Annotated in this window: 19 protein-coding genes; 10 read left to right on the plus strand and 9 right to left on the minus strand. The window is 58.2% G+C overall.

Annotated features, from left to right (window positions below; translation table 11 throughout):
• Window positions 1-75: 75 nt before the first annotated feature.
• The 5 genes from thrS to DTW90_RS18660 all read right to left on the minus strand — a co-directional run bounded on the left by thrS (window position 76) and on the right by DTW90_RS18660 (window position 6,426).
• Window positions 76-2,085: a threonine--tRNA ligase gene (gene thrS, locus DTW90_RS18640; RefSeq protein WP_149340087.1), complete on the minus strand. Its 2,010-nt coding sequence runs from the start codon at window positions 2,083-2,085 to the stop codon at window positions 76-78.
• A 154-nt stretch (window positions 2,086-2,239) separates the two neighbouring features.
• Complete coding sequence (locus tag DTW90_RS18645; RefSeq protein ID WP_188079981.1) at window positions 2,240-4,717, minus strand: SEL1-like repeat protein; 2,478 nt, start codon at window positions 4,715-4,717, stop codon at window positions 2,240-2,242.
• 247 nt (window positions 4,718-4,964) lie between these two features.
• Window positions 4,965-5,285: a ribonuclease E inhibitor RraB gene (locus DTW90_RS18650; protein WP_188079982.1), complete on the minus strand. Its 321-nt coding sequence runs from the start codon at window positions 5,283-5,285 to the stop codon at window positions 4,965-4,967.
• Window positions 5,286-5,519: 234 nt separating this feature from the next.
• Window positions 5,520-5,969 carry a membrane protein insertion efficiency factor YidD gene (gene yidD / locus DTW90_RS18655; protein WP_149340093.1) on the minus strand — a complete coding sequence of 150 codons (450 nt, stop codon included), beginning with the start codon at window positions 5,967-5,969 and terminating at the stop codon, window positions 5,520-5,522.
• 7 nt (window positions 5,970-5,976) lie between these two features.
• A complete protein-coding gene (locus DTW90_RS18660; protein ID WP_149340095.1) occupies window positions 5,977-6,426 on the minus strand; it encodes an iron-sulfur cluster assembly scaffold protein in 450 nt (149 codons plus the stop codon).
• A gap of 303 nt (window positions 6,427-6,729) precedes the next feature.
• On the opposite strand from DTW90_RS18660, the gene folE reads away from it, so the two are divergent.
• From folE to DTW90_RS18675, 3 genes are all read left to right on the plus strand, one after another.
• Window positions 6,730-7,344 carry a GTP cyclohydrolase I FolE gene (gene folE / locus DTW90_RS18665; protein ID WP_132524836.1) on the plus strand — a complete coding sequence of 205 codons (615 nt, stop codon included), beginning with the start codon at window positions 6,730-6,732 and terminating at the stop codon, window positions 7,342-7,344.
• A 22-nt stretch (window positions 7,345-7,366) separates the two neighbouring features.
• The gene (gene hisI, locus DTW90_RS18670) at window positions 7,367-7,816 is read left to right on the plus strand and encodes a phosphoribosyl-AMP cyclohydrolase (RefSeq protein WP_149340097.1); all 450 of its coding nucleotides are present in this window, start codon (window positions 7,367-7,369) and stop codon (window positions 7,814-7,816) included.
• 127 nt (window positions 7,817-7,943) lie between these two features.
• Window positions 7,944-8,912, plus strand: coding sequence for a patatin-like phospholipase family protein (locus tag DTW90_RS18675; RefSeq protein WP_132524832.1), 969 nt, complete (start codon window positions 7,944-7,946; stop codon window positions 8,910-8,912).
• A gap of 51 nt (window positions 8,913-8,963) precedes the next feature.
• Here DTW90_RS18675 and DTW90_RS18680 read toward each other — a convergent pair whose 3' ends face one another.
• Together DTW90_RS18680 and DTW90_RS18685 are read right to left on the minus strand one after the other, a co-directional pair.
• Window positions 8,964-9,398 carry a CBS domain-containing protein gene (locus tag DTW90_RS18680; protein WP_132524830.1) on the minus strand — a complete coding sequence of 145 codons (435 nt, stop codon included), beginning with the start codon at window positions 9,396-9,398 and terminating at the stop codon, window positions 8,964-8,966.
• A 132-nt stretch (window positions 9,399-9,530) separates the two neighbouring features.
• Window positions 9,531-10,283 carry a rhomboid family intramembrane serine protease gene (locus DTW90_RS18685; protein ID WP_149340099.1) on the minus strand — a complete coding sequence of 251 codons (753 nt, stop codon included), beginning with the start codon at window positions 10,281-10,283 and terminating at the stop codon, window positions 9,531-9,533.
• 319 nt (window positions 10,284-10,602) lie between these two features.
• Here DTW90_RS18685 and DTW90_RS18690 point away from each other — a divergent pair, with 319 nt between their 5' ends.
• The 7 genes from DTW90_RS18690 to DTW90_RS18720 all read left to right on the plus strand — a co-directional run bounded on the left by DTW90_RS18690 (window position 10,603) and on the right by DTW90_RS18720 (window position 17,243).
• On the plus strand, window positions 10,603-11,235 hold the full coding sequence (locus DTW90_RS18690; RefSeq protein ID WP_149340101.1) for a PAS domain-containing protein: 633 nt from the start codon (window positions 10,603-10,605) through the stop codon (window positions 11,233-11,235).
• Between the two features lie 152 nt (window positions 11,236-11,387).
• Window positions 11,388-11,999, plus strand: coding sequence for a PilZ domain-containing protein (locus DTW90_RS18695; RefSeq protein ID WP_132524826.1), 612 nt, complete (start codon window positions 11,388-11,390; stop codon window positions 11,997-11,999).
• A gap of 66 nt (window positions 12,000-12,065) precedes the next feature.
• Entirely contained in the window at window positions 12,066-13,025 is a 960-nt protein-coding gene (gene pip, locus DTW90_RS18700) for a prolyl aminopeptidase (RefSeq protein ID WP_149340103.1), read from the plus strand.
• 527 nt (window positions 13,026-13,552) lie between these two features.
• Window positions 13,553-14,161, plus strand: a complete 609-nt coding sequence (locus DTW90_RS18705; protein WP_132524822.1) for a transglutaminase-like cysteine peptidase — start codon at window positions 13,553-13,555, stop codon at window positions 14,159-14,161.
• A gap of 254 nt (window positions 14,162-14,415) precedes the next feature.
• Complete coding sequence (locus DTW90_RS18710) at window positions 14,416-15,189, plus strand: hypothetical protein (RefSeq protein WP_149340105.1); 774 nt, start codon at window positions 14,416-14,418, stop codon at window positions 15,187-15,189.
• A gap of 116 nt (window positions 15,190-15,305) precedes the next feature.
• Window positions 15,306-16,847 carry a serine hydrolase gene (locus tag DTW90_RS18715; protein WP_149340446.1) on the plus strand — a complete coding sequence of 514 codons (1,542 nt, stop codon included), beginning with the start codon at window positions 15,306-15,308 and terminating at the stop codon, window positions 16,845-16,847.
• Window positions 16,848-16,973: 126 nt separating this feature from the next.
• The gene (locus DTW90_RS18720; RefSeq protein WP_132524818.1) at window positions 16,974-17,243 is read left to right on the plus strand and encodes a hypothetical protein; all 270 of its coding nucleotides are present in this window, start codon (window positions 16,974-16,976) and stop codon (window positions 17,241-17,243) included.
• A gap of 19 nt (window positions 17,244-17,262) precedes the next feature.
• Here DTW90_RS18720 and DTW90_RS18725 read toward each other — a convergent pair whose 3' ends face one another.
• Window positions 17,263-17,700 carry a DUF1489 family protein gene (locus tag DTW90_RS18725; RefSeq protein ID WP_132524816.1) on the minus strand — a complete coding sequence of 146 codons (438 nt, stop codon included), beginning with the start codon at window positions 17,698-17,700 and terminating at the stop codon, window positions 17,263-17,265.
• Window positions 17,701-17,761: 61 nt separating this feature from the next.
• Window positions 17,762-19,168 (minus strand): L-serine ammonia-lyase, encoded by a 1,407-nt coding sequence (locus DTW90_RS18730; RefSeq protein ID WP_132524814.1) that lies wholly within the window; start codon window positions 19,166-19,168, stop codon window positions 17,762-17,764.
• Between the last annotated feature and the right edge of the window lie 213 nt (window positions 19,169-19,381).

Consider the following 19,381-nt stretch of genomic DNA (forward strand, 5'->3'; position numbering starts at 1 on the left):
TATATTGCAGGTATATGTCAGGCATCTGACAGCACGATGAAAACGCTGCCAGATGCTAATTGTTCAAACTGCAGTTCAGGCCGCCGCCTTGGCCTTCTTGGCTTCAGCCTTGCGCAGAAGATCCGGTGCGGTCGCCTCATGCGCCAGTTCCGCAATCGCTGCATTGAGCGACATTGAAGTCTGGGCCTGAGAGCCGAGCCGGCGGATGTTGACGGAACGCTCTTCTGCTTCCTTCTTGCCGCAGACGATGATCACGGGAACCTTCGTTACCGAATGTTCGCGGATCTTATAGTTGATCTTCTCGTTACGGAAGTCGGTCTCGACGGTGAGGCCAGCGTCACGCAGCGCTTCGGCAACCTCGGCGCCATACTCGTCCGCATCCGAGGTGATCGTTGCAACGACCACCTGCAGCGGCGATACCCATAGCGGCATATGGCCGGCGAAGTTCTCGATCAGGATGCCGAGAAAGCGTTCCATCGAGCCGCAGATGGCGCGGTGGATCATGACGGGCTGCGTCTTCTCCGAATGCTGATCGATGTAGAAGGCGCCGAAACGCTCCGGCAGGTTGAAGTCGACCTGCGTGGTACCGCACTGCCATTCACGGCCGATCGCGTCACGGAGCGTGTATTCGAACTTCGGCCCGTAGAACGCACCCTCGCCCGGCAGGATGCCGGTCTTGATGCGTCCGCCCGACTGTGCTTCGATTGTCTTCAGCACGTCCATCATCACGCTTTCGGCACGATCCCAGAGCGCATCTGAGCCGACGCGCTTGTCGGGACGCGTGGAGAGCTTGACGACGCATTCCTCGAAGCCGAAATCCTTGTAGACCGACAGGATGAGATCATTGATCTTCAGGCACTCGGCGGCCATCTGCTCGTCAGTGCAGAAGATATGCGCGTCATCCTGCGTGAAGCCGCGCACGCGCATCAGACCATGCAAGGCGCCCGACGGTTCGTAGCGATGCACGAGACCGAATTCCGCAAGGCGAATCGGCAGTTCGCGGTAGGACTTCAAGCCATGCTTGAATATCTGCACGTGGCCGGGGCAATTCATCGGCTTCAGCGCGAAGACGCGGTTGTCGGCATCCTTGTCATCGGGATGGGTGAAGGCATGGGCGGATTTTACCGCGAACATGTTCTCCTGATACCAGCCCCAGTGACCGGAGGTTTCCCACAGCGACGTATCAAGCACCTGCGGCGCGTTGACTTCCTCGTAGTCGCCGGCAAGACGCCGACGCATATAGGAGACGAGGGTCTGGAACACGCGCCAACCCTTGCCGTGCCAGAAGACGACGCCCGGGCCTTCTTCCTGGAAATGGAAGAGATCCATTTCACGGCCAAGACGGCGGTGGTCGCGCTTTTCGGCCTCGGCGAGGACGTTCAGGTAATTGTCGAGATCGGCCTGCTCGGCAAAGGCCGTGCCATAGATGCGCGACAGCATCGCATTGTTGCTGTCGCCGCGCCAATAGGCTCCTGCCACCTTCATAAGCTTGAAGGCGTTGCCGATCTGCCCGGTGGAGGCCATGTGCGGGCCGCGGCAGAGATCGAACCATTCGCCCTGGTTGTAGATCTTGAGGTCCTGGCCTTCTGGAATTGCGTCAACAAGTTCAACCTTGTAGTTCTCGCCCTTGGCGGCAAAGACTTCCTTGGCCTTCTCGCGCGACCAGATCTGCTTGGTGAACGGCTTGTTGCGCTGGATGATTTCCTTCATCTTCTTTTCGATGACGGGCAGATCGTCGGGCGTGAAAGGCTCGTTCTTGGCAAAGTCGTAGTAGAAGCCGTTCTCGATGACCGGGCCGATCGTCACCTGCGTGCCGGGCCATAGCTCCTGTACAGCTTCGGCGAGAACGTGTGCCGCGTCATGCCGGATAAGCTCCAGCGCGCGGGGATCTTCGCGGGTGATGATTTCGATCTTGCCGTCGGTCACGGCATCGGAGAGATCGCGGACGGTGCCGTCGATCGCAATGGCGACCGCCTTCTTGGCCAGCGACTTTGAAATGGATTCGGCGACATCGCGACCGGTTGCGCCAGCATCGTAGCTGCGCACGGAACCATCGGGAAATGTCAGGGAAACGGCTTGGGACATCAAAATTCTCCTTGTCCAGTCCCGCCAACGAATGCGGGTGGTAAAATAGACCGGGGATTCCCGGCGGCTGACAGGTCGGCGTGATACTTCGTTTCACTGTTGAAGTCAAAGTCCAGCTTGTTCCAGAAGACGTCAAATCTCCCGCTGACGTGGTCTAGGAAGCGTTTGCTTTGTAATAGTCTTCCAGAGCTTTCGTCGTCGCCGGAGTGATCTCGTCGGTGATCGGTCCGCTGAAAAGTCCGCGCTGACGAAGGCTTTGCTTGAGCGCGCGCAGAGTGAATGGCGACATCGACTTCAGGCGGGATATGATCACCTCGTCCCCTTCGCTCAGCGCCTTCAGAACGCTTTCGGCAGCAAGGTCGGAACTGTAGAGGCGATCATAGGCGAACGCGATACGATAGGCGGCGCCCTTGTAGCCGAGATCGCTGGCCCTCAGATACCATTGCAGGGCCGCGTTCTTGTCCACTGCGGTGCCACGCCCATCATCATACATCCGGCCAAGGGCGAACATGGCGCTGTTCGAACCCAGATCGGCTGACTTCTTGTAGAACTCGAAAGCCGCCTTCAGGTCGATCGGCACGCCGTTGCCGTCCTCGTACATATAGGCGAGATTGAGGGCGCCGATTGCCGAATTGCCGTCTGCCGCCTTCTTGTACCAGCGGAGCGCTATGTTGGCGTCAGCAGTGGTTGCCATCCCGTTCTGGAAGAAGAAGCCAACTGCATTCATCGCGTCGGCGTTAGAGTTGCTGGCGGATTTCAGAAACCAGTTGAACGCCTTGGTAAGATCGATCGGCACGCCGTGGCCGCCCTGGTACATGTCACCGAGCAGGTACGCGGCGTCCTCGTCGCCCTTGGAGTCACTTTTCGTTAGCCATTCCAATGCCTTGGCAAAGTCAGCCGTCGCGCCGCTGCTGCCGTAGTAAAGCCGGCCGAGCCGATACATGCCTTCGGCTGAACCGCTGTCGGCCGCCTTGCCATACCATTTGATGGCCTCGTCGAAATTCTGCTTGACGCCGTCGCCGCTTTCGTACGCTCTGCCCAACAGAATCACGGCTTTGATATCTCCGGCTCCGGCGGCCTTGCTGTAGAATTGTAGGGACTGCCCGTCATCGCGGGGCAAGCCGACATCGCCGCGATAAATCCCACCGAGCTCCACCATGGCCTTGGTGTCGCCGGCCGCCGCTGCTTTCTTCAACCATTGGACTGCCAGGCGGATATCGGGATCTGTGCCCTGCCCTTGCTCGTACACGATGCCGAGATGGTACATTCCAAGCGCGGTGCCCTTAGCAGCACTGCGCTTGTACCAACGCAGCGCCTCCGCCTTGTCTGCCTTGACACCGTATCCGGAGAAATAAAGGTTGCCGATGTCGTCCATCGCAAAGCCGTTTCCGACATCAGCCGCCTTGCGAAACCAGGACATGGCCTTTTTGTCATCGCGTTGCACACCGTCTCCGACCGAATAGGCATTACCGAGAGAATCCATGGCCTCCCCGTTGCCCGCTTCAGCGGACAGCGTCAGCAATTCGATTCCCTGCGCAGTATCGCGTTGAATACCCTCGCCGTTGTAGTAGATCCTGCCCAGATAGTAGCGCGCATCCTCATCGCCGAGCGCCGCGGCCTTTGAGAGCCACTCCCTGGCAAGTTGCGGATCCTTCGGCACGCCGTCGCCCCAGCGGTACAAGAGGCCGATGTCACGAAGCGCACTGACAACCCCGCGGTCGGCTGCTTCTTTTTCGAAGGACATGGCGAGGGGATAATTTTTCTTGTCTCCATACCGATAGAACTGCGCCATGGATCGATATGCCCAAGACGAGTGCAGGTCGATTGCCTGCTGAATCAAGGTCTTGGCACGGGGCAGGTCTTTTTCTAGGCTGCCGCCGTAGAGATAGGCGATACCGAGCTCTACCGATGCATCCGCATCCCCCAGGGTAATCGCCCGATTAAGAAGCCTTGTGGCTTCCGGCGCATTGCGGAGATCGTCGTCGTAGAGATCGATGTCTGCAAGATCAATCAATGCGCGAGTATAACCTCGCGCTGCCGACGCCTTCAGCAATTCGACCGCATGCGCCTTGTCCTTGGCTACGCCGCGGCCGTACCGATATAGATAGGCGAGCCAGACAGTCGCATTTTCACTGCCGGCCTTCGCCGTCTTGCTGTAGATCTGGAATGCCTTTTCCGGATCGGGGGCGAGCCCGACGCCCTCGAGATACATGTGAGCCAGTGCAGTACCGGCGTAGTGATAGCCCAGCCCGTCTGCCAGCTCGAAATAAGAGCGTGCCATGACGAAATCCTGCTGCACGCCCCAGCCGTTAAGATACATGCGGCCGAACAGATAATCGGCTGTTGCATCGCCCATTAGCGCCGCTTTCCGTATCCATATCAGCGCAGCCGGAAAATTGCGGTCGCGTCCTTGGCCGTAGATATAGGCCGCTGCAAGATAGCTCATCGCTGGCGCATAGGAATTTGCGGTCGCCAATTCCTCTAATCCCGCGACCGCCGGCGCGTAGTCTCCCGTATTGAAGAGGCTGGAATAATAGAAATAGCGCGCTTCCACCGACTGCGGATCGGACTGGCGATAGGCATCGCAGACATTAAGTGCATGCCGCCAGTATGTGAGGTCGTAGGGCGACACGTTGTCTCCCGCGAGCGTTCTGCACTCATCGGCGGACGTTTTCTCGTTGCCCGATACGTCGGCTGCGCCTGCGGTCGAAGCGAATATGGTGAAAAATACCAGAGCTAGAAAAAAGGGCTTCATATCAAAGACATTTTCGAGAAAAAATCGCTACGACGCTAGTGATATCCTGAAATTATGCAACTGCAAGTGCATTTTTCTACACGATTCCAAGCAGGCTAGATCGTGAACCTATAAGTCGCCGGCCTCAGACGGTGAAGAAGCCCCAGCCATCTGCTTGACCGCGATAAGATCGCGCCAACGCGTCGAGGTACTCCTCTGTGTCGGTGATGGCTTCGCAGGTTAGCATAATTTCCTTGGACGCAATAACGTCCCAGGGGTCTACCTCTCGTTCGACGTCGTGCACTGCGACGGCAAATCCTTCCGTTTCAGCTGCCCTGGCGAAGGCGTCGGCCGATACTTTGCCAGGGAAGATGTGGCAGAAATCGATAGATCGAGGAGAGCTAAGGTCTCTTCCGTCAGATTCGAATTTTTGCAGGATCGCGGCGTTCTCTTTGAACAAAGACACAGGTATATACCCTCGTAATACATGTCGACACTTTATGGGCGCAGCAGGAATTACAGCTCCGCTGAAGCGCTATTCAAAATCGACATCAGAGACTTTGAGCGGCCGCTAATCGAGCCTTGCCCAACAAACCACGGTCGTGCCACGCGTTGATGACCGTCGTGCCTGAGCGCATCTTTTGGTCTTGCGTTCTGGGGCACCTCGGAGCGATTTGTCCGAGAGAGGGAGTTCACAACGCTAATTCGAAGTCTTGATCTTCCGCCCGATCGAAAAATACCGCCAGGGCGCGAACCAGCGGAAGCGCTCGCCGAGCGTCTCAGGCACGGGATCGAAGCCGCTCGTGCCGCCGGGGCCGCAGCGTGCAACCCGGAAAAATGCCATCCAGCCGCCGGCCCATAGCCCATGCCGCGCTATCGATTCGTATCCGTACTCCGAGCATGTCGGCAGGTGCCGGCAGGAATTGCCGATGAAGCCGGACAAGGTCAGTTGGTAAAGCCGGATAAAACCCATGCCGAGGAGGCGATCGAGTGTCTTGCGGAAAGGGCCGTTATAGTTGCGCCCGGAATAAGACTGCCTGACAACCCCGTTGTCTTTGTCAAATCCTGTTCCACGCAACCTGCGAGATCGCGGGTGCGCGGCAGCGCCGCCCTCGTCTTCGTCTTCTTCAAGGGAGCAGAGATGACACATGGCCTGTTCAGACCGCCTCTGCCGTTTCTGCGCGTCTCGCCTCGATCTGGCCGATGGCGTCGACGACAGCATCGAAGGTCAGCATGGTCGAAGCATGGCGCGCCTTGTAGTCCCTGACCGGCCGCAGATAACGCATATCCTCGAAGCGGCCTTCCGGTCCCTCGCCGTCCGCCTTGAGCATCGCCAGCATATCCGCGCGAGCTTTCCTCAATTCATCAGCGGTCGCGCCGACCACATGCCTTGCCATGACGGAAGACGAGGCCTGCCCGAGCGCGCAGGCTTTCACGTCGTGGGCGAAATCCGTAACGGTATCGCCGTCCATCTTCAGCCAGATTTTGACTTTGGAGCCGCAAAGCTTCGAATGCGCCTGCGCGCTTGCGTCGGCATCGATCAGGCTTCCGATCCGGGGAATATTGCCTGCGAATTCGAGAATTTTGCTATTGTAGATATCGTCCATGACAAATTCCGCTCCAGATCATTGCGGATCGGCTCAATTCGGCGGCTGTTGTTGCGTAAACAAAAAACACACCGTCTCACGATAGCGCACTTACATGAAGGCGCCGTCTTCCTATATGTATGTCGTTCGAAGGCCATGAAAATGCAATGGCCTCGGTTAAGTTTGATTGGGAAACCGTGCCGGAAGGGCTATAAGCCGCCCCGAAAGCCCCGGAGCCTGCCAAAGGTGCAACATTCCTGACAAGGGATACCAGTGGCGAGTCCGAAAGACGATCCGCAACGCGGATCAGGAGACTTGAAACATATGGACGCCATCGTAAAGAATTTTCCGCAAAACGAGCAGACATCAGATCGCCCCACCCAGAAGGAAGCAGAGGACGCCGTTCGGGTCCTGCTTCGTTGGGCAGGTGATGATCCGACGCGCGAAGGCCTGCTCGATACGCCGAAGCGCGTGGCGAACGCCTATCGCGAACTGTTTGCCGGCTATGACATGAGCCCCGAGGATGTCCTCGGCCGCACCTTCGAAGAGGTCAGCGGCTATGATGACCTCGTTCTCGTGCGCGACATTCCATTCTTCTCCCATTGCGAACATCACATGGTCCCGATTATCGGGAAGGCCCATGTCGCCTATCTCCCGAACGGCCGTGTTCTCGGTCTGTCGAAGATCGCCCGCACGGTCGAGATATTCGGCCGCCGCCTGCAGACACAGGAAGCCATGACGGCGCAGATCGCCCACGCCATAGACGAAAGCCTTCGACCGCGTGGCGTAGCCATCATGATGGAGGCCGAGCATATGTGCATGGCGATGCGCGGTGTGCAGAAGCAGGGCTCATCGACGCTGACGACCACCTTTACCGGTTCGTTCAAGGCTGATCCCGCCGAACAGGCCCGCTTCATGACGATGGTCCGGAGCCGCTGACCGGCTCCAACAGAGAGCCGAGATGACACTGACATTCAAAGAGCCTTCCACCGATAAATCCGAACTGGAAGATGCGGGGGATTTTACCCCCCGCTTCGACGACCGCGGCCTGATCACCGCTGTCGTCACGGATATCCGCGACGGTGCGCTGCTGATGGTCGCGCATATGAACGCCGAGGCATTGGCGCTGACACTCCAGACCGGAACGGCACATTATTTCAGCCGATCACGCGGAAAAATCTGGAAAAAAGGCGAAACCTCCGGCAATCTTCAAACAGTGAAAGAGATCCGCACCGATTGTGATCAGGATGCCATTTGGCTGATGGTCGAGGTTGCCGGTCACGACGCGACCTGCCACACCGGACGCCGCTCCTGCTTCTACAGAACGGTGGAACTGGAGGATGGCAAGGCGTTTGTGAAAATCGCGGACGATCGCAGGCATTTCGATCCCGACCAGGTTTACGGTCATTGAGATCCGGGTCTGGAAATTGGGCAGATGCCTTCTAATTGAACAATTAGCTAATAAAATATACCATTTAGAAACGAAAAGGGACGCTACTTAACGAGAAGGGCATATCAAGCCCTGGGAAAGGCGTAGCATGCTGAACTGGGGTTTGAATCGTACCGGTGCCGGCCAGTCCTTGGTAGATTCAAGCACGGCTGGTTCACACGACGGTACCGCCGGCCCCCCACTCCTTCCGCCCTCCCCCAAGAAAGTGAAGATCGCCCTTGCGCTCGGCGGGGGCGCTGCTCGCGGTTGGGCTCATATTGGTGTGCTGCGCGCGCTTGACGAGGCGGGCATCGAGGTAGGGATGATTGCCGGCACCTCGATCGGTGCGCTAGTCGGCGGCTGCTATCTCGCCGGAAAACTGGATGAGTTGGAAGAGTTCTCCCGATCGCTCACCATGCGCCGCATTGCCAGCTTACTGGATCTGACCATCGGCGGCAGCGGCCTGTTCGGAGGCATGCGCCTGACCAAGCGCATGCAGGAGCATCTGGAGGGTCTGACGATCGAGGATCTCGACCGTCCCTTCGTTGCCGTCGCAGCCGAGGTCAATACCGGCCACGAGGTCTGGATCGGCAACGGTTCGCTGATCATCGCCTTGCGCGCGTCCTACGCCCTGCCCGGCATCTTCGAGCCGGTGCGCAGCAACAATCGAACGCTGGTCGATGGCGCGCTCGTCAATCCCGTTCCCGTCTCGGTTTGCCGTTCATACGAGCAGCCGCTCGTCGTCGCCGTGAACCTGCACTACGATCTCTATGGACGATCCGCCGTCGTCAAACACAATGCCGTGCTGACCGCGACGGAAATTCAGCGTCAGGCGGAAGCTCCCTATGCGAAGCTCGGCATGACCGGAGCCTTGGTGCAGGCCTTCAACATCATCCAGGACAGGATTTCGCGCTCGCGCCTTGCCGGCGATCCGCCGGATCTCGCCCTGCATCCGCGGCTCAGCGATATCGGCCTATCCGAATTTCATCGCGCCGGTGAAGCGATAGAGCGTGGCTATGAGGAAACCTTGGCGCGACTTCCTGAAATCAAGCGAATGCAGGAAGCCTACGCACGCTGAACGGACGCAGCAGACCAAAGGTGCCGCTGCGTCCAAGAAGGCAATCTACGATTATCCGGCAATATAGGCTTTGATCTGTTCGGTCTCGAGTTCGATCTCCCTGATGCGCGACTTCACGACGTCGCCGATCGAGATGATGCCCGAGAGCTTGCCCTTGTCTTCGACGGGCACATGGCGGAACCGACGCTGCGTCATCAGTTCCATCAGCTCATCGACGGTCGTATCTTCCTTGCAGCGATGAACCTTTGCGGTCATTAGCGACGAAATCGGCTGATCCAGACTATCCTTGCCCGATTTGGCGACTGCATTGACGACGTCACGTTCGGTGAAAATTCCGGCGATCTTTCCTTCGACCCCGACCACGACGAGAGCACCGATCCGCTTTTGATTGAGGATTTTTGCGGCCTCGGCAAGCGTCGTGTTGGCAGTCGCGGTCACGACATTCCGGCCCTTGGTGTCCAGTATGGATTTTACGGAAACTGACATTCGATCCTCCCATCTCGAAATGCATACAACATTCTCGTCTACGGGCTCCCGTGGCGGCCTCCACCCACACGAAAATGGAATTGAATGGTGCACTCCCCAAAGCGCGAATGCAACATCTTCAATTTCGCTTGATTAGATTTCGATCGGATCCGGCTGTTTATCAAACAGGCCGAACAGCAGAAAGCCGAAAAGAAATCCGCCGATATGGGCATCCCAGGCAACGGCCTGCGATCCATCTCCGATCAAGGGAATACCAAACGCGATCAGCAGGTTTCCGACAAACCAGAAGAGCACGAACATGAAGACCGTGCGGCTCCGCAGCGACTGTGTGATCGAAAGTCGGGGATTGAGATGGGCCTGCGGCAGCGCAGAACCGCGCCGGTCAGGCGGGAATGCAAAACGGCAGGCGGCGCCCATCAGAGCCGATACGACGCCGGATGCCCCGATCAGCAATGTCACCTCACCCCAGTTGAGCGCAGCATGAAGGAAGGCTGATGCTGCGGATGAGAGCACCCAGAAGATCAGATATCGTACCGTGCCGATCCGTCGCACGACTGGCGCGGCAAAGGCCATCAGCCAGAGCCCGTTGAAGACGATATGCTCGACGCCGCCATGCAGCAGCGAATAGGTGACGGGCGTCCACAACCATTCCAACCCCTGCTGCGACAGGGGCGTGACATAACGAGCCGGAATGAAGCCAAAGGTGTAATAATACCAATCCAGCGCGCTGGTCGGCAGCAATAATGTCTGCACGAGAAAGATCGCGATCAGCAGCGCGAGCGTTGCGACTAGCGCCGATGGCAGGTTGAAGACCGGATTCCGTTGCGGACGCGGCTCTATGTCTCCGTCTTCTGGCGCGGGAGGCGGCGGAGATGCATCATCCATGTAGTTATTACTCTCTGATCGCTGATATAGGAGACAGCCATACAAGAGCGATCGTCAAAAAAAAAGCCGCCCGGCAATGCCGAACGGCTTTTCGAGCGTCCCCCCGAATGATCGCATTCGATCCCCCGCGCCCGATTCAGTTTGTGCTGAAGGTCAACCCTTCGTGAAGTCATGATTATTCATCTCATGGCCAACGCCCGCGCTCAATCGAAACCTCCGGTTAACCTTAACTCCCCCGCCGTGGCACGAAATAAGCAAGGGATAGCTTAAGCGCCGACAATCCGCCGGCGTTTGAACCAGAATGGAACACGGACCCGCCATGCGCCACAAAACCAGTATCGAGATATTTACCTACTGGGATCATATCCGCGGTCCATATGACGCACCCCTGCGCTCTCAAGTAGAGCCGGCGGCAGTACGTCATGTGCTTTCCGATCTTTTTATTCTCGAGACGACGCCTTCCGACAGGCCGCGTTTCCGTCTCGCAGGCACGAAAATCTGCAACATATTCGGTCGTGAGTTGCGCGAGGAGGAATTCTCGGCGCTCTGGGCAGGCAGTCAGCCTGACGATCCCGTCAAGATCGCCAACGGCGTCATGGCGCATGCCGTTCCGGCCCTGATCAATGCGACGGGCTATAGTGTCACCGGGCGCCATCTTGCCTTCGAGATCGTATTGATGCCGCTGCGTTCTTCCCGCGAGGGCGAAAACTGTGATCGGTTGCTGGGTTCGCTTGCACCGGCGCAAAATCCCGCATGGTTCGGTGCCGAGCCGCTGGAGTTCCTGGCCTTGGACCGCAGCCGGATCCTGACGGATGACCAGGTAAAGGCCGGGGAGCCCACACGTCAGAGGGCCCCGTTCGGCGCGCAGCGGACGAGCAAAGGGCCGGAATGGAGCGAGGCCTTCCGCCGCATATTGCCCTGGCGGGCATCAGCCGGCGGCCGCATTCAATAAAATGGGCCGTAAAGAAGCAGCGGCTCATTTTGAGACGGTTGTACCGCATTCCTGCTTTGCCACAGCCTTTAGCGGTTGAGGCCACCAATCTTCTGTTAATAGATTGCGGCTAATGATTGCGTTTGAGATATAACATACAAGAAGCAATTTTCATGCACTCATTCCAGCCAGCTCAGCAGACGCGGAATGTTCCTCGCACGGACCAGCGCACTTTCCAGCGTGTTCCGATCAATATGCAGGGCCGCTTGATGCTGGCCAACTACGAGGAATACGAGTGCATGGTGATCGACATGTCGCCGGGCGACATGTACGTCCTCTGCGACGGCCGTCCGCGGGCCAATGAACGCGTTGTCGCCTATATCGATCATCTCGGCCGCGTCGAAGGCTACGTGCTGACGATCGATGGTCGCGGCTTCTCCATGTCGATCAATGCGACGGACCGCAAACGCGAGAAACTTGCAGCGCAGCTGACATGGCTTGCAAACAAGCATGAACTGGGACTTCCCGAAGACCGCCGGCACGACCGTCTGACGCCGCGGACGATCCAGAGCGAACTCACCCTCGAGGACGGAACCCGCTACGTCTGCCGTATCATGGACCTGTCGCTTTCAGGCGCGGCAGTCGACGTGGAGGCGCGACCGCCGCTCGGCACGGCCGTCCGCCTCGGCAATATGCGCGGCCGCGTCGTACGCCATTTTATGGAAGGCGTTGCGATCGAGTTCCTCTCGGTTCAATCGCGCGACACGCTTCGCGAATTCCTCTGATCTGATTCCCGTCATCCCGATGTCATGAAAATCCCCGAGAGCGGTGGCGGCCCGCGGGATGATCAGATGAAACGTCTCTATCCGGAAATCGAACCTTACGACCACGGAATGCTTGAGGTCGGCGACGGCAACAGCATCTATTGGGCGCTGTCGGGAAATCCTAAGGGCACATCCGCGATCGTTCTTCACGGTGGGCCGGGATCCGGCAGTTCAGCCAATACGCGTCGTTTCTTCGATCCGCAGCATTACCGCATCATTCAATTTGACCAGCGTGGATGCGGGATGAGCCAGCCGAATGCCGCCGATCCGCGAACGGATATGAGCGTCAACACCACGTGGCATCTGGTTCGGGACATGGAACGCCTGCGCATATTCTTCGGGGTCGAGCGCTGGCTTGTCTTCGGCCATTCATGGGGCTGCACCCTCGCCCTTGTCTATGCTCAGCAGCATGCCGAGCGGGTCGCCGGCCTTGTGGTCGCCGGCATCACCATGACGCGCCAATCCGAGATCGATTGGCTTTACCACGGAATGGCGGTCCTGTTTCCGCAGGAATGGTCACGGTTCCGCGCGGGCGTTCCCGAAGAGGAACGAAACGGACATCTCGTTACGGCCTATTATCGCCTGCTGCAAAACCCGGATCCCGATCTCCGCTTGAAGGCGGCCACCAGCTGGCATGACTGGGAAGGCGCCTCCATCCTCGTTGATCCCGACGCCACGCTGCCGCGGCGATGGGCGGACCCCGGCTATCTGCTGATGCGAGCCCGCATCATTGCCCATTATTTTCATCACCGCGGGTGGCTGACGGACAGCCAGATACTGGACGATGCGCGTCGGCTTGCCGGGATAAGAGGCGTCATGGTCCACGGCCGCATGGATCTGGAAGCTCCGCTCGTCACCGCGTGGGAATTGTCGCAAGCCTGGCCCGAAGCCAGGCTTGTGGTCGTTCCGAGATCCGCTCACTCGCCGTCAAGCGCAGGGATGACCGCAGCGATCGTGGATGCCACGGATTCGTTCCGTAACGGTTGATCGGTAGCTATCCCCCACACTCCCGCCTTAGCGGAGTCTGCCTAAAAAGCGCGGCGTCGCCACGATGAACGTCTGTGCGGATTGATTTTCACCCAAACGGCTATCGGATCACAGGTTTTTTACCGCCGTCGCCGTTTCATCCTCAAAATAAATTTTCGGCGCTATTTTCCCAAAACGGAGCAAAATTGCCGAATTCTGATTGAGAGAAGCTTGTTCTAATGCGTCGGCTGCCGCTGACGCCTGTCCCGTTTTCGCACATTTCCAGCTATTCGAGAGTTTCTACCCTCCCGTAGGCCTGGAACAATACACAATGAAAACAATGATGTAAAAATTCCTCGCCGCTTGTGATCACTTCAGATTTTATTCAAATTAGACGAAAAATAGATTTTGGTTTGATGCAAATTTAAGTCCTGTTTTATTCTATTTAGATCTGCATTTGAATCTATTAAGTGCTTATTTTTACTTCGCAATTTTGCGTGCAGTAAAAACGTCCGTGTCATTGTGATCTCCATAACGGGGAGATACAAATGACTATCCAATCCTGGTTGCGAAGCGGAGTAACCGCAGCAATTTTCACCTTCGGCCTCTTCGGCCTTGCCAATGCAACACCGGCCAGCATGGCGATTGTCGGCAATGCCGCGCCGCCGATCGGCCACTATGAATTCTGCAAGGAAAACCCGAGCGAATGCGCCTATGCGGGTGGCGATGCCGGGCCGTTGATCCTGACGGAAGATCGTTGGAAGACGATCCTCAAGATCAACTACACCGTCAATACGACCATAAAGCCAATGACGGACATGGAGCTGTACGGCGTCGAGGAAAAGTGGGCGATCCCCACGACCGCTGGCGACTGCGAGGACTATGCGTTGCTGAAGCGCAAGGATCTGATCAATTCCGGCTTCTCGCCATCGGACACGTTGATGACTGTCGTCCTTCAGCCCAATGGTGAAGGCCACGCGGTCCTGACGGTTCGCACCGACCATGGCGATTTCATCCTCGATAACATGCGCAACAAGGTGATGCTCTGGTCCGATACGGAATACACCTACCTGAAGCGGCAGTCCGCCGATGACCCGGCGCGATGGGTGAAGATCCAGGACGCGGGCCATGCCGACGCGGTTGGCAGCGTCAAGTAATACCAGACGATCGGCAGCTTTGCCGGTCTAGTACTCGGCCCGGTCTGTTTGCATCCCCGTGCCCGACCGGAGCCATGAGCCGTTCCCGCTGTCCCGGGAGCGGCTCTCCCCTTTTTGCCTTCCAGCTGTAGCTTTGCTTAACCTCGCGTTAACTATGCCGGCGCCAATCATTCCATATTGAGACTCATCACGAGTTCCCGTCCTGCAGGCGATACAAGACTCTTCTGCGGCGAAATGGAAACGAAGGCAAAAGCATGGTTCTCGCGCCGCCGCCTGCCCCCGCGATCGAAGAGGCCCCGTTGATCTCCAACGGGTTCGTTTACCGTTTGACAGCTGTCGTGGCGCTTCTTGCTGTCCTGACCGTCGCAATCAGTATCGGTGGCCGTTGGTTGGGCCAGCGCATCTCCCTGGGCGGACACACGGACGATACCAAGGTTTTCACGGTTACTGTCGGCGAAGATACGCTGCGGCTTGCGGCCAACACGATCCGCTTTCCCAGCGAGCGCTCAGACGGCAGTACCGAGCGCGTCGATCTCTATCTGACCTGGCCGCAGATGCAGGGTTACAACGAAGCTGCTCGTCTGAGCTTCAACGACGTTTCACAGTCGTCGTCCTTGATTTTCCTGCAATTTACGCAAAGCACCATGTCCCGCGATATGTCAGGGCGGCTGGCGCCGATCTACTCTCATTTGATCGAGGGCGACCCCTTTGCCGGTCCTCATGGTCTGACGGCCCATCGCCTGCGCGCTGATGCGGGCTATACGAATGAAGTGCTGCTAACCGCGCCACGGCCAGGCAAGCCTGATTATGTCGTCCGCTGCGTGCTCCCTTCAACTCCGGACAAGGCTACAAGCGGAGACTGCCAGCGTGACGTTCATCTTGGTAAAGACCTGACTGTGCTTTACCGCTTTTCAAGCGGCCTTCTGGGTGATTGGGACCATATTGATGCCGCTATTCAAACGTTTGTGGAATCCCGCCTTGCCGAGCAACCCGCAGCCTCTACCGGCGCGCCGGCGACGGACGGCTAAAATGTGGCGGAATCCCGAAACCAACTGTTCATCATAAACCGATTGGTAACCCCGACCCCCTACTCTGTCCTGCAACGGACGTGTCAGGAGGCGACGGCCGGATAATGAAAATGTTGATGCAAGCAAAGAGTGAAGTAGTGTCCAGGTCAATTTTCTCCTCATCGTCGTCGCGCTTTGGCAAGTTCCTGATGACGGTGACATTGGGTTTCGCAATTGCGATCATGACAATCGCGACAGCCTCGCCTTCTCAGGCTGCGAGCGGCCCTGGCTATGCGGGCATCGTCGTTGATGCCAGGACAGGAAACGTACTCTACAGCGAAAACGCCGACGCGCTTCATTATCCCGCCTCACTTACAAAGATGATGACGATATACCTCGCGTTCGAAGCGCTCGAGGCCGGACGCATCAAGCTTGATTCTCCTATTGCCATGTCTGCCCATGCTGCAGCTCAGGCGCCCACAAAGTTGGGCGTTCGTGCGGGCACCGTCATCACGGTCCAACAGGCAATCCTCGGCATGGTCACGCTGTCGGCAAACGACGCTGCCATGGCTCTTGGCGAATATCTCGGTGGGTCCGAGGAGAATTTCGCCCGGATGATGAACAATAAGGCACATGCGCTGGGTATGACCAGGACGACCTATCGCAATCCGAACGGCCTGCCGAATACGGCGCAGATGACGACGGCCCGTGATCAGGCCCGCCTCGGCATCGCACTCCGCGAGCATTTCCCACAGTATTACGGCGTCTTCTCGGTCAAGAGCTTCCAGTTCGGCAATCGCACCATCTACGGCCACAATCGCCTGGTCGGCTCCGTAAGAGGCGTCGATGGCATCAAGACCGGCTATACCCGCGCCGCCGGCTTCAATCTGGTGTCCTCGCTGCAGGATAGCGGCAAGTCGATCGTCGGCGTCGTTCTTGGTGGCGCCTCCACGCCTGCCCGCGACAACCAGATGCGCAAGCTGCTCGCGGCCTATCTGCCGAAGGCGTCGGTCGACGGGCGCCCGGGTCAATTGATCGCCCAGGCCGCGCCTGAAATGACTGCGCCTGCAATGCCTGTTCCCACGAAGACGGTACCCGTTGCGCCTGATGTCGATGCAGCCGCCGTCCGCATGGCCGATGCGGCCAAGGTGAAGCTGCCGGCAAGCGGCCCGACGCCGGATGCCCGTTATCAGGAGAATTCGAGCGTTGCGGCCTTTGCTGCCGTCACGCCGAAGTCGAACAATCCGCTCGTGGTAACCAAGCCGCATAAGCAAAATGTTCCAGCCAACGAAGTTGCTTCGATAGCGCCCGCCTATGCCGAAAGTCAGGGCGAAGGCGATGCGGAGCCTGTCGATGCGGTAACGACTGCGTCGACGGCCAAACTGGCCAAGGCCGAGAAGGCAGACAAGTCTGAAAAGACGGAGAAGGTTCCGAGTGGCTGGAGCATCCAGGTTGGCGTGTCTTCGACCAAGGAAATGGCAGACGATCTCTTGGATCAGGCAAAGAGCAAGGGCGGCAAGGCTCTGCGCTCGGCCAAGCCCTATGCCGTCGCATTCGGAGACGGCGCCTCGCAGGTCTATCGTGCTCGCTTCGGCGGCTTTGACGATCAACGCGATGCGGTGAATGCGTGCAAGACGCTGAAGAAGGCTGGCATCAAGTGCTGGGCCAGCATGGAATAAGGGCGGCGGCATCAAGTGCCGCTGTACGTCTAGGACCAATGGATATCGGGATGGGTATCCATTCTCGCGGAACCGGCCGTAAGCCGGTCCCGCCCCTGAGTTAGTAATGCGTTACGGGGACATGACATGGCAATGAACGAGAACATGCCGGATATCTCGCTCGATACCGGGGCAAAGATCAGGTCGAAGGGCTATGCTCTTCATCCGCTGCACGAAGCGGCCATGCGGATCGCTGATCTTGGGCTTCATCGCTCCCGTTCGCGGACCAAGGATCTGATAAACGTGCTTCTGTGTCATGGTGCCCGCGCCTGGCGCTATTCCCAGCCGGAAGCACGCATCCATCTCCACGTAACATCCTTGGCCGGAAAAACACCGGTTCTGATGCGCCTGCGCTAAATGGCCGATCGGGCCGGGATCAGAGCAATCCCAGCTCCGAGAGTTCCCGTCTCAAGTCTGCAGGCATTTCCGTTATGCCTGCTCCCAAGCTGTCGAGATCGCGCGGCACGTCGTCCTGCGGGTAGTATCGCCATCCCTGGAACGGTCGCTTCGGCTGTACGGACGTCTCGATAACTTCCGGTCCAAGCACGAGCTGGCAGCGGGATATGCCTTCACCATCGGTAAAGGTCCTGATGTCGATGAGCTTTTGCCTTGCCTGAACCTGCCCTTTGATCACCCAGTAGAGCGAGCCGCCGTCCAGCAGCTCCTCGACGCGTTTCGGCACCATCCTGGTGGTGTGGGTCGTGTGTGGTTCGAGTCCGGCGGCGACCGCGGTCAATGCCCGCTCGGATACCCATTCACGCAGGTCCTCGATCGAGTCGGCGCCCACGCACAATTTGATAAGATGCAAAGCCATGCTGCCCGTTCAATTCCTTTTGGCCGGCAGCGTCAAGCCTTAACGCCAAGCATCCACAAACTCAGCATTCGACGACATTGACCGCCAGACCGCCCGTCGAGGTTTCCTTGTATTTCTCGCTCATATCGTAGCCGGTCTGCCGCATGGTCTCGATGCAAGCGTCCAGCGGCACGAAGTGCTGGCCGTCTCCCTTGATCGCCAGCGAGGCGGCGGTCACCGCCTTGACGGCTCCCAGCGCATTGCGCTCGATACAGGGAACCTGCACCAGGCCGGCAATCGGATCACAGGTCATGCCGAGGTGGTGTTCGAGCGCGATTTCCGCAGCATTTTCGACCTGCTCGGGCGTGCCGCCCATGACCGCGGCGAGGCCGGCTGCAGCCATAGCAGCTGCCGAACCGACTTCGCCCTGACAGCCGACTTCAGCGCCCGAGATCGAGGCGTTGTGCTTGATGATGCCGCCGACGGCTGCCGCCGTCAGCAAATAGTCGCGAATGCCATTCTCATCAGCATCCTCATGGAAATGCTTGTAGTAGCGGATGGTTGCCGGAACGACGCCTGCAGCACCGTTGGTCGGCGCGGTGACCACGCGTCCACCTGCGGCGTTCTCCTCGTTTACGGCCATGGCATAGACGCTCAGCCAGTCGTTTGCGAGAAGCGGATTGATCCGGTTACTGCGCCATTCCTCGTGCAGCTTGTCATGGATTGCCCGCGCGCGGCGGCGAACCTTGAGGCCGCCGGGCATGATGCCTTCCGTCTTCAGTCCGCGATCGATGCAGCTGTCCATGGCTGCCCATATCTTGTCGAGGCCCTCGTCGAGCTGCGCCCGCGTCATACGGCTTTCTTCGTTCGCGCGCTTCATCTGCGCGATCGTAAGCCCCGAGCGTGCGGCCATCTCGAGCATCTGCTTTGCCGTCGCAAAGGGATAGGGCACCTTGTAGTTGCCCATGGCAGCCTTCCGCTTCGCGCGCATGACCTCCAGCTCCGTGTCGGTCACGACGAATCCGCCGCCGACGGAATAATAGATGCGCTTGACGAGCAACCGGCCATCCTTGTCCAGCGCCGAGAAGCTCATGCCGTTGGCATGGCCCGGCAAGGGAACCTTCTTGTCGAAGATGAGATCGGTCTTTGGCTGGAACTCGTAAGGGGGATGCCCCTGCGGGTTGATACGGCCCGTACGCTCGACCTCGTCGATGATTGCATCCATCTTGTCGGGGTCGACCTCATCCGGCCGCTCACCCATCAGGCCGAGGATCACCGCCCTGCCCGTCCCATGCCCGATACCGGTATGCGCAAGCGAGCCGTGCAGGCTGACCCTGATGGCCGCCACATGCACATTGGACGATGGCCGCGGCCACTCGTTCGACAGGATCAGTTCGAGAAATCGGTTGGCGGCCGACATAGGCCCCATCGTGTGCGAGCTCGACGGTCCCACGCCGATCTTGAAGACATCGAATACGGAAAGAAACATGGAACCTTGGCGCCTCGCAACAGAGTCAGATGCCACTAAAATTACGTTAGGGTGATCGAGCGGCACGGCGACCCACCGACATCGGATTGGACGCAAGCGACATTACAGTCCCGCACAATCCGACTCAAACATAGCTAAGTCATATGTCGATATCGCTGTTGCGGCTTTCAAGCTATCAAACGTTAGCAGACAGCTGAACAGATTTTGGGAACG

This window comes from Neorhizobium sp. P12A, assembly GCF_008365395.1.
Taxonomy (GTDB): Bacteria; Pseudomonadota; Alphaproteobacteria; order Rhizobiales; family Rhizobiaceae; genus Rhizobium.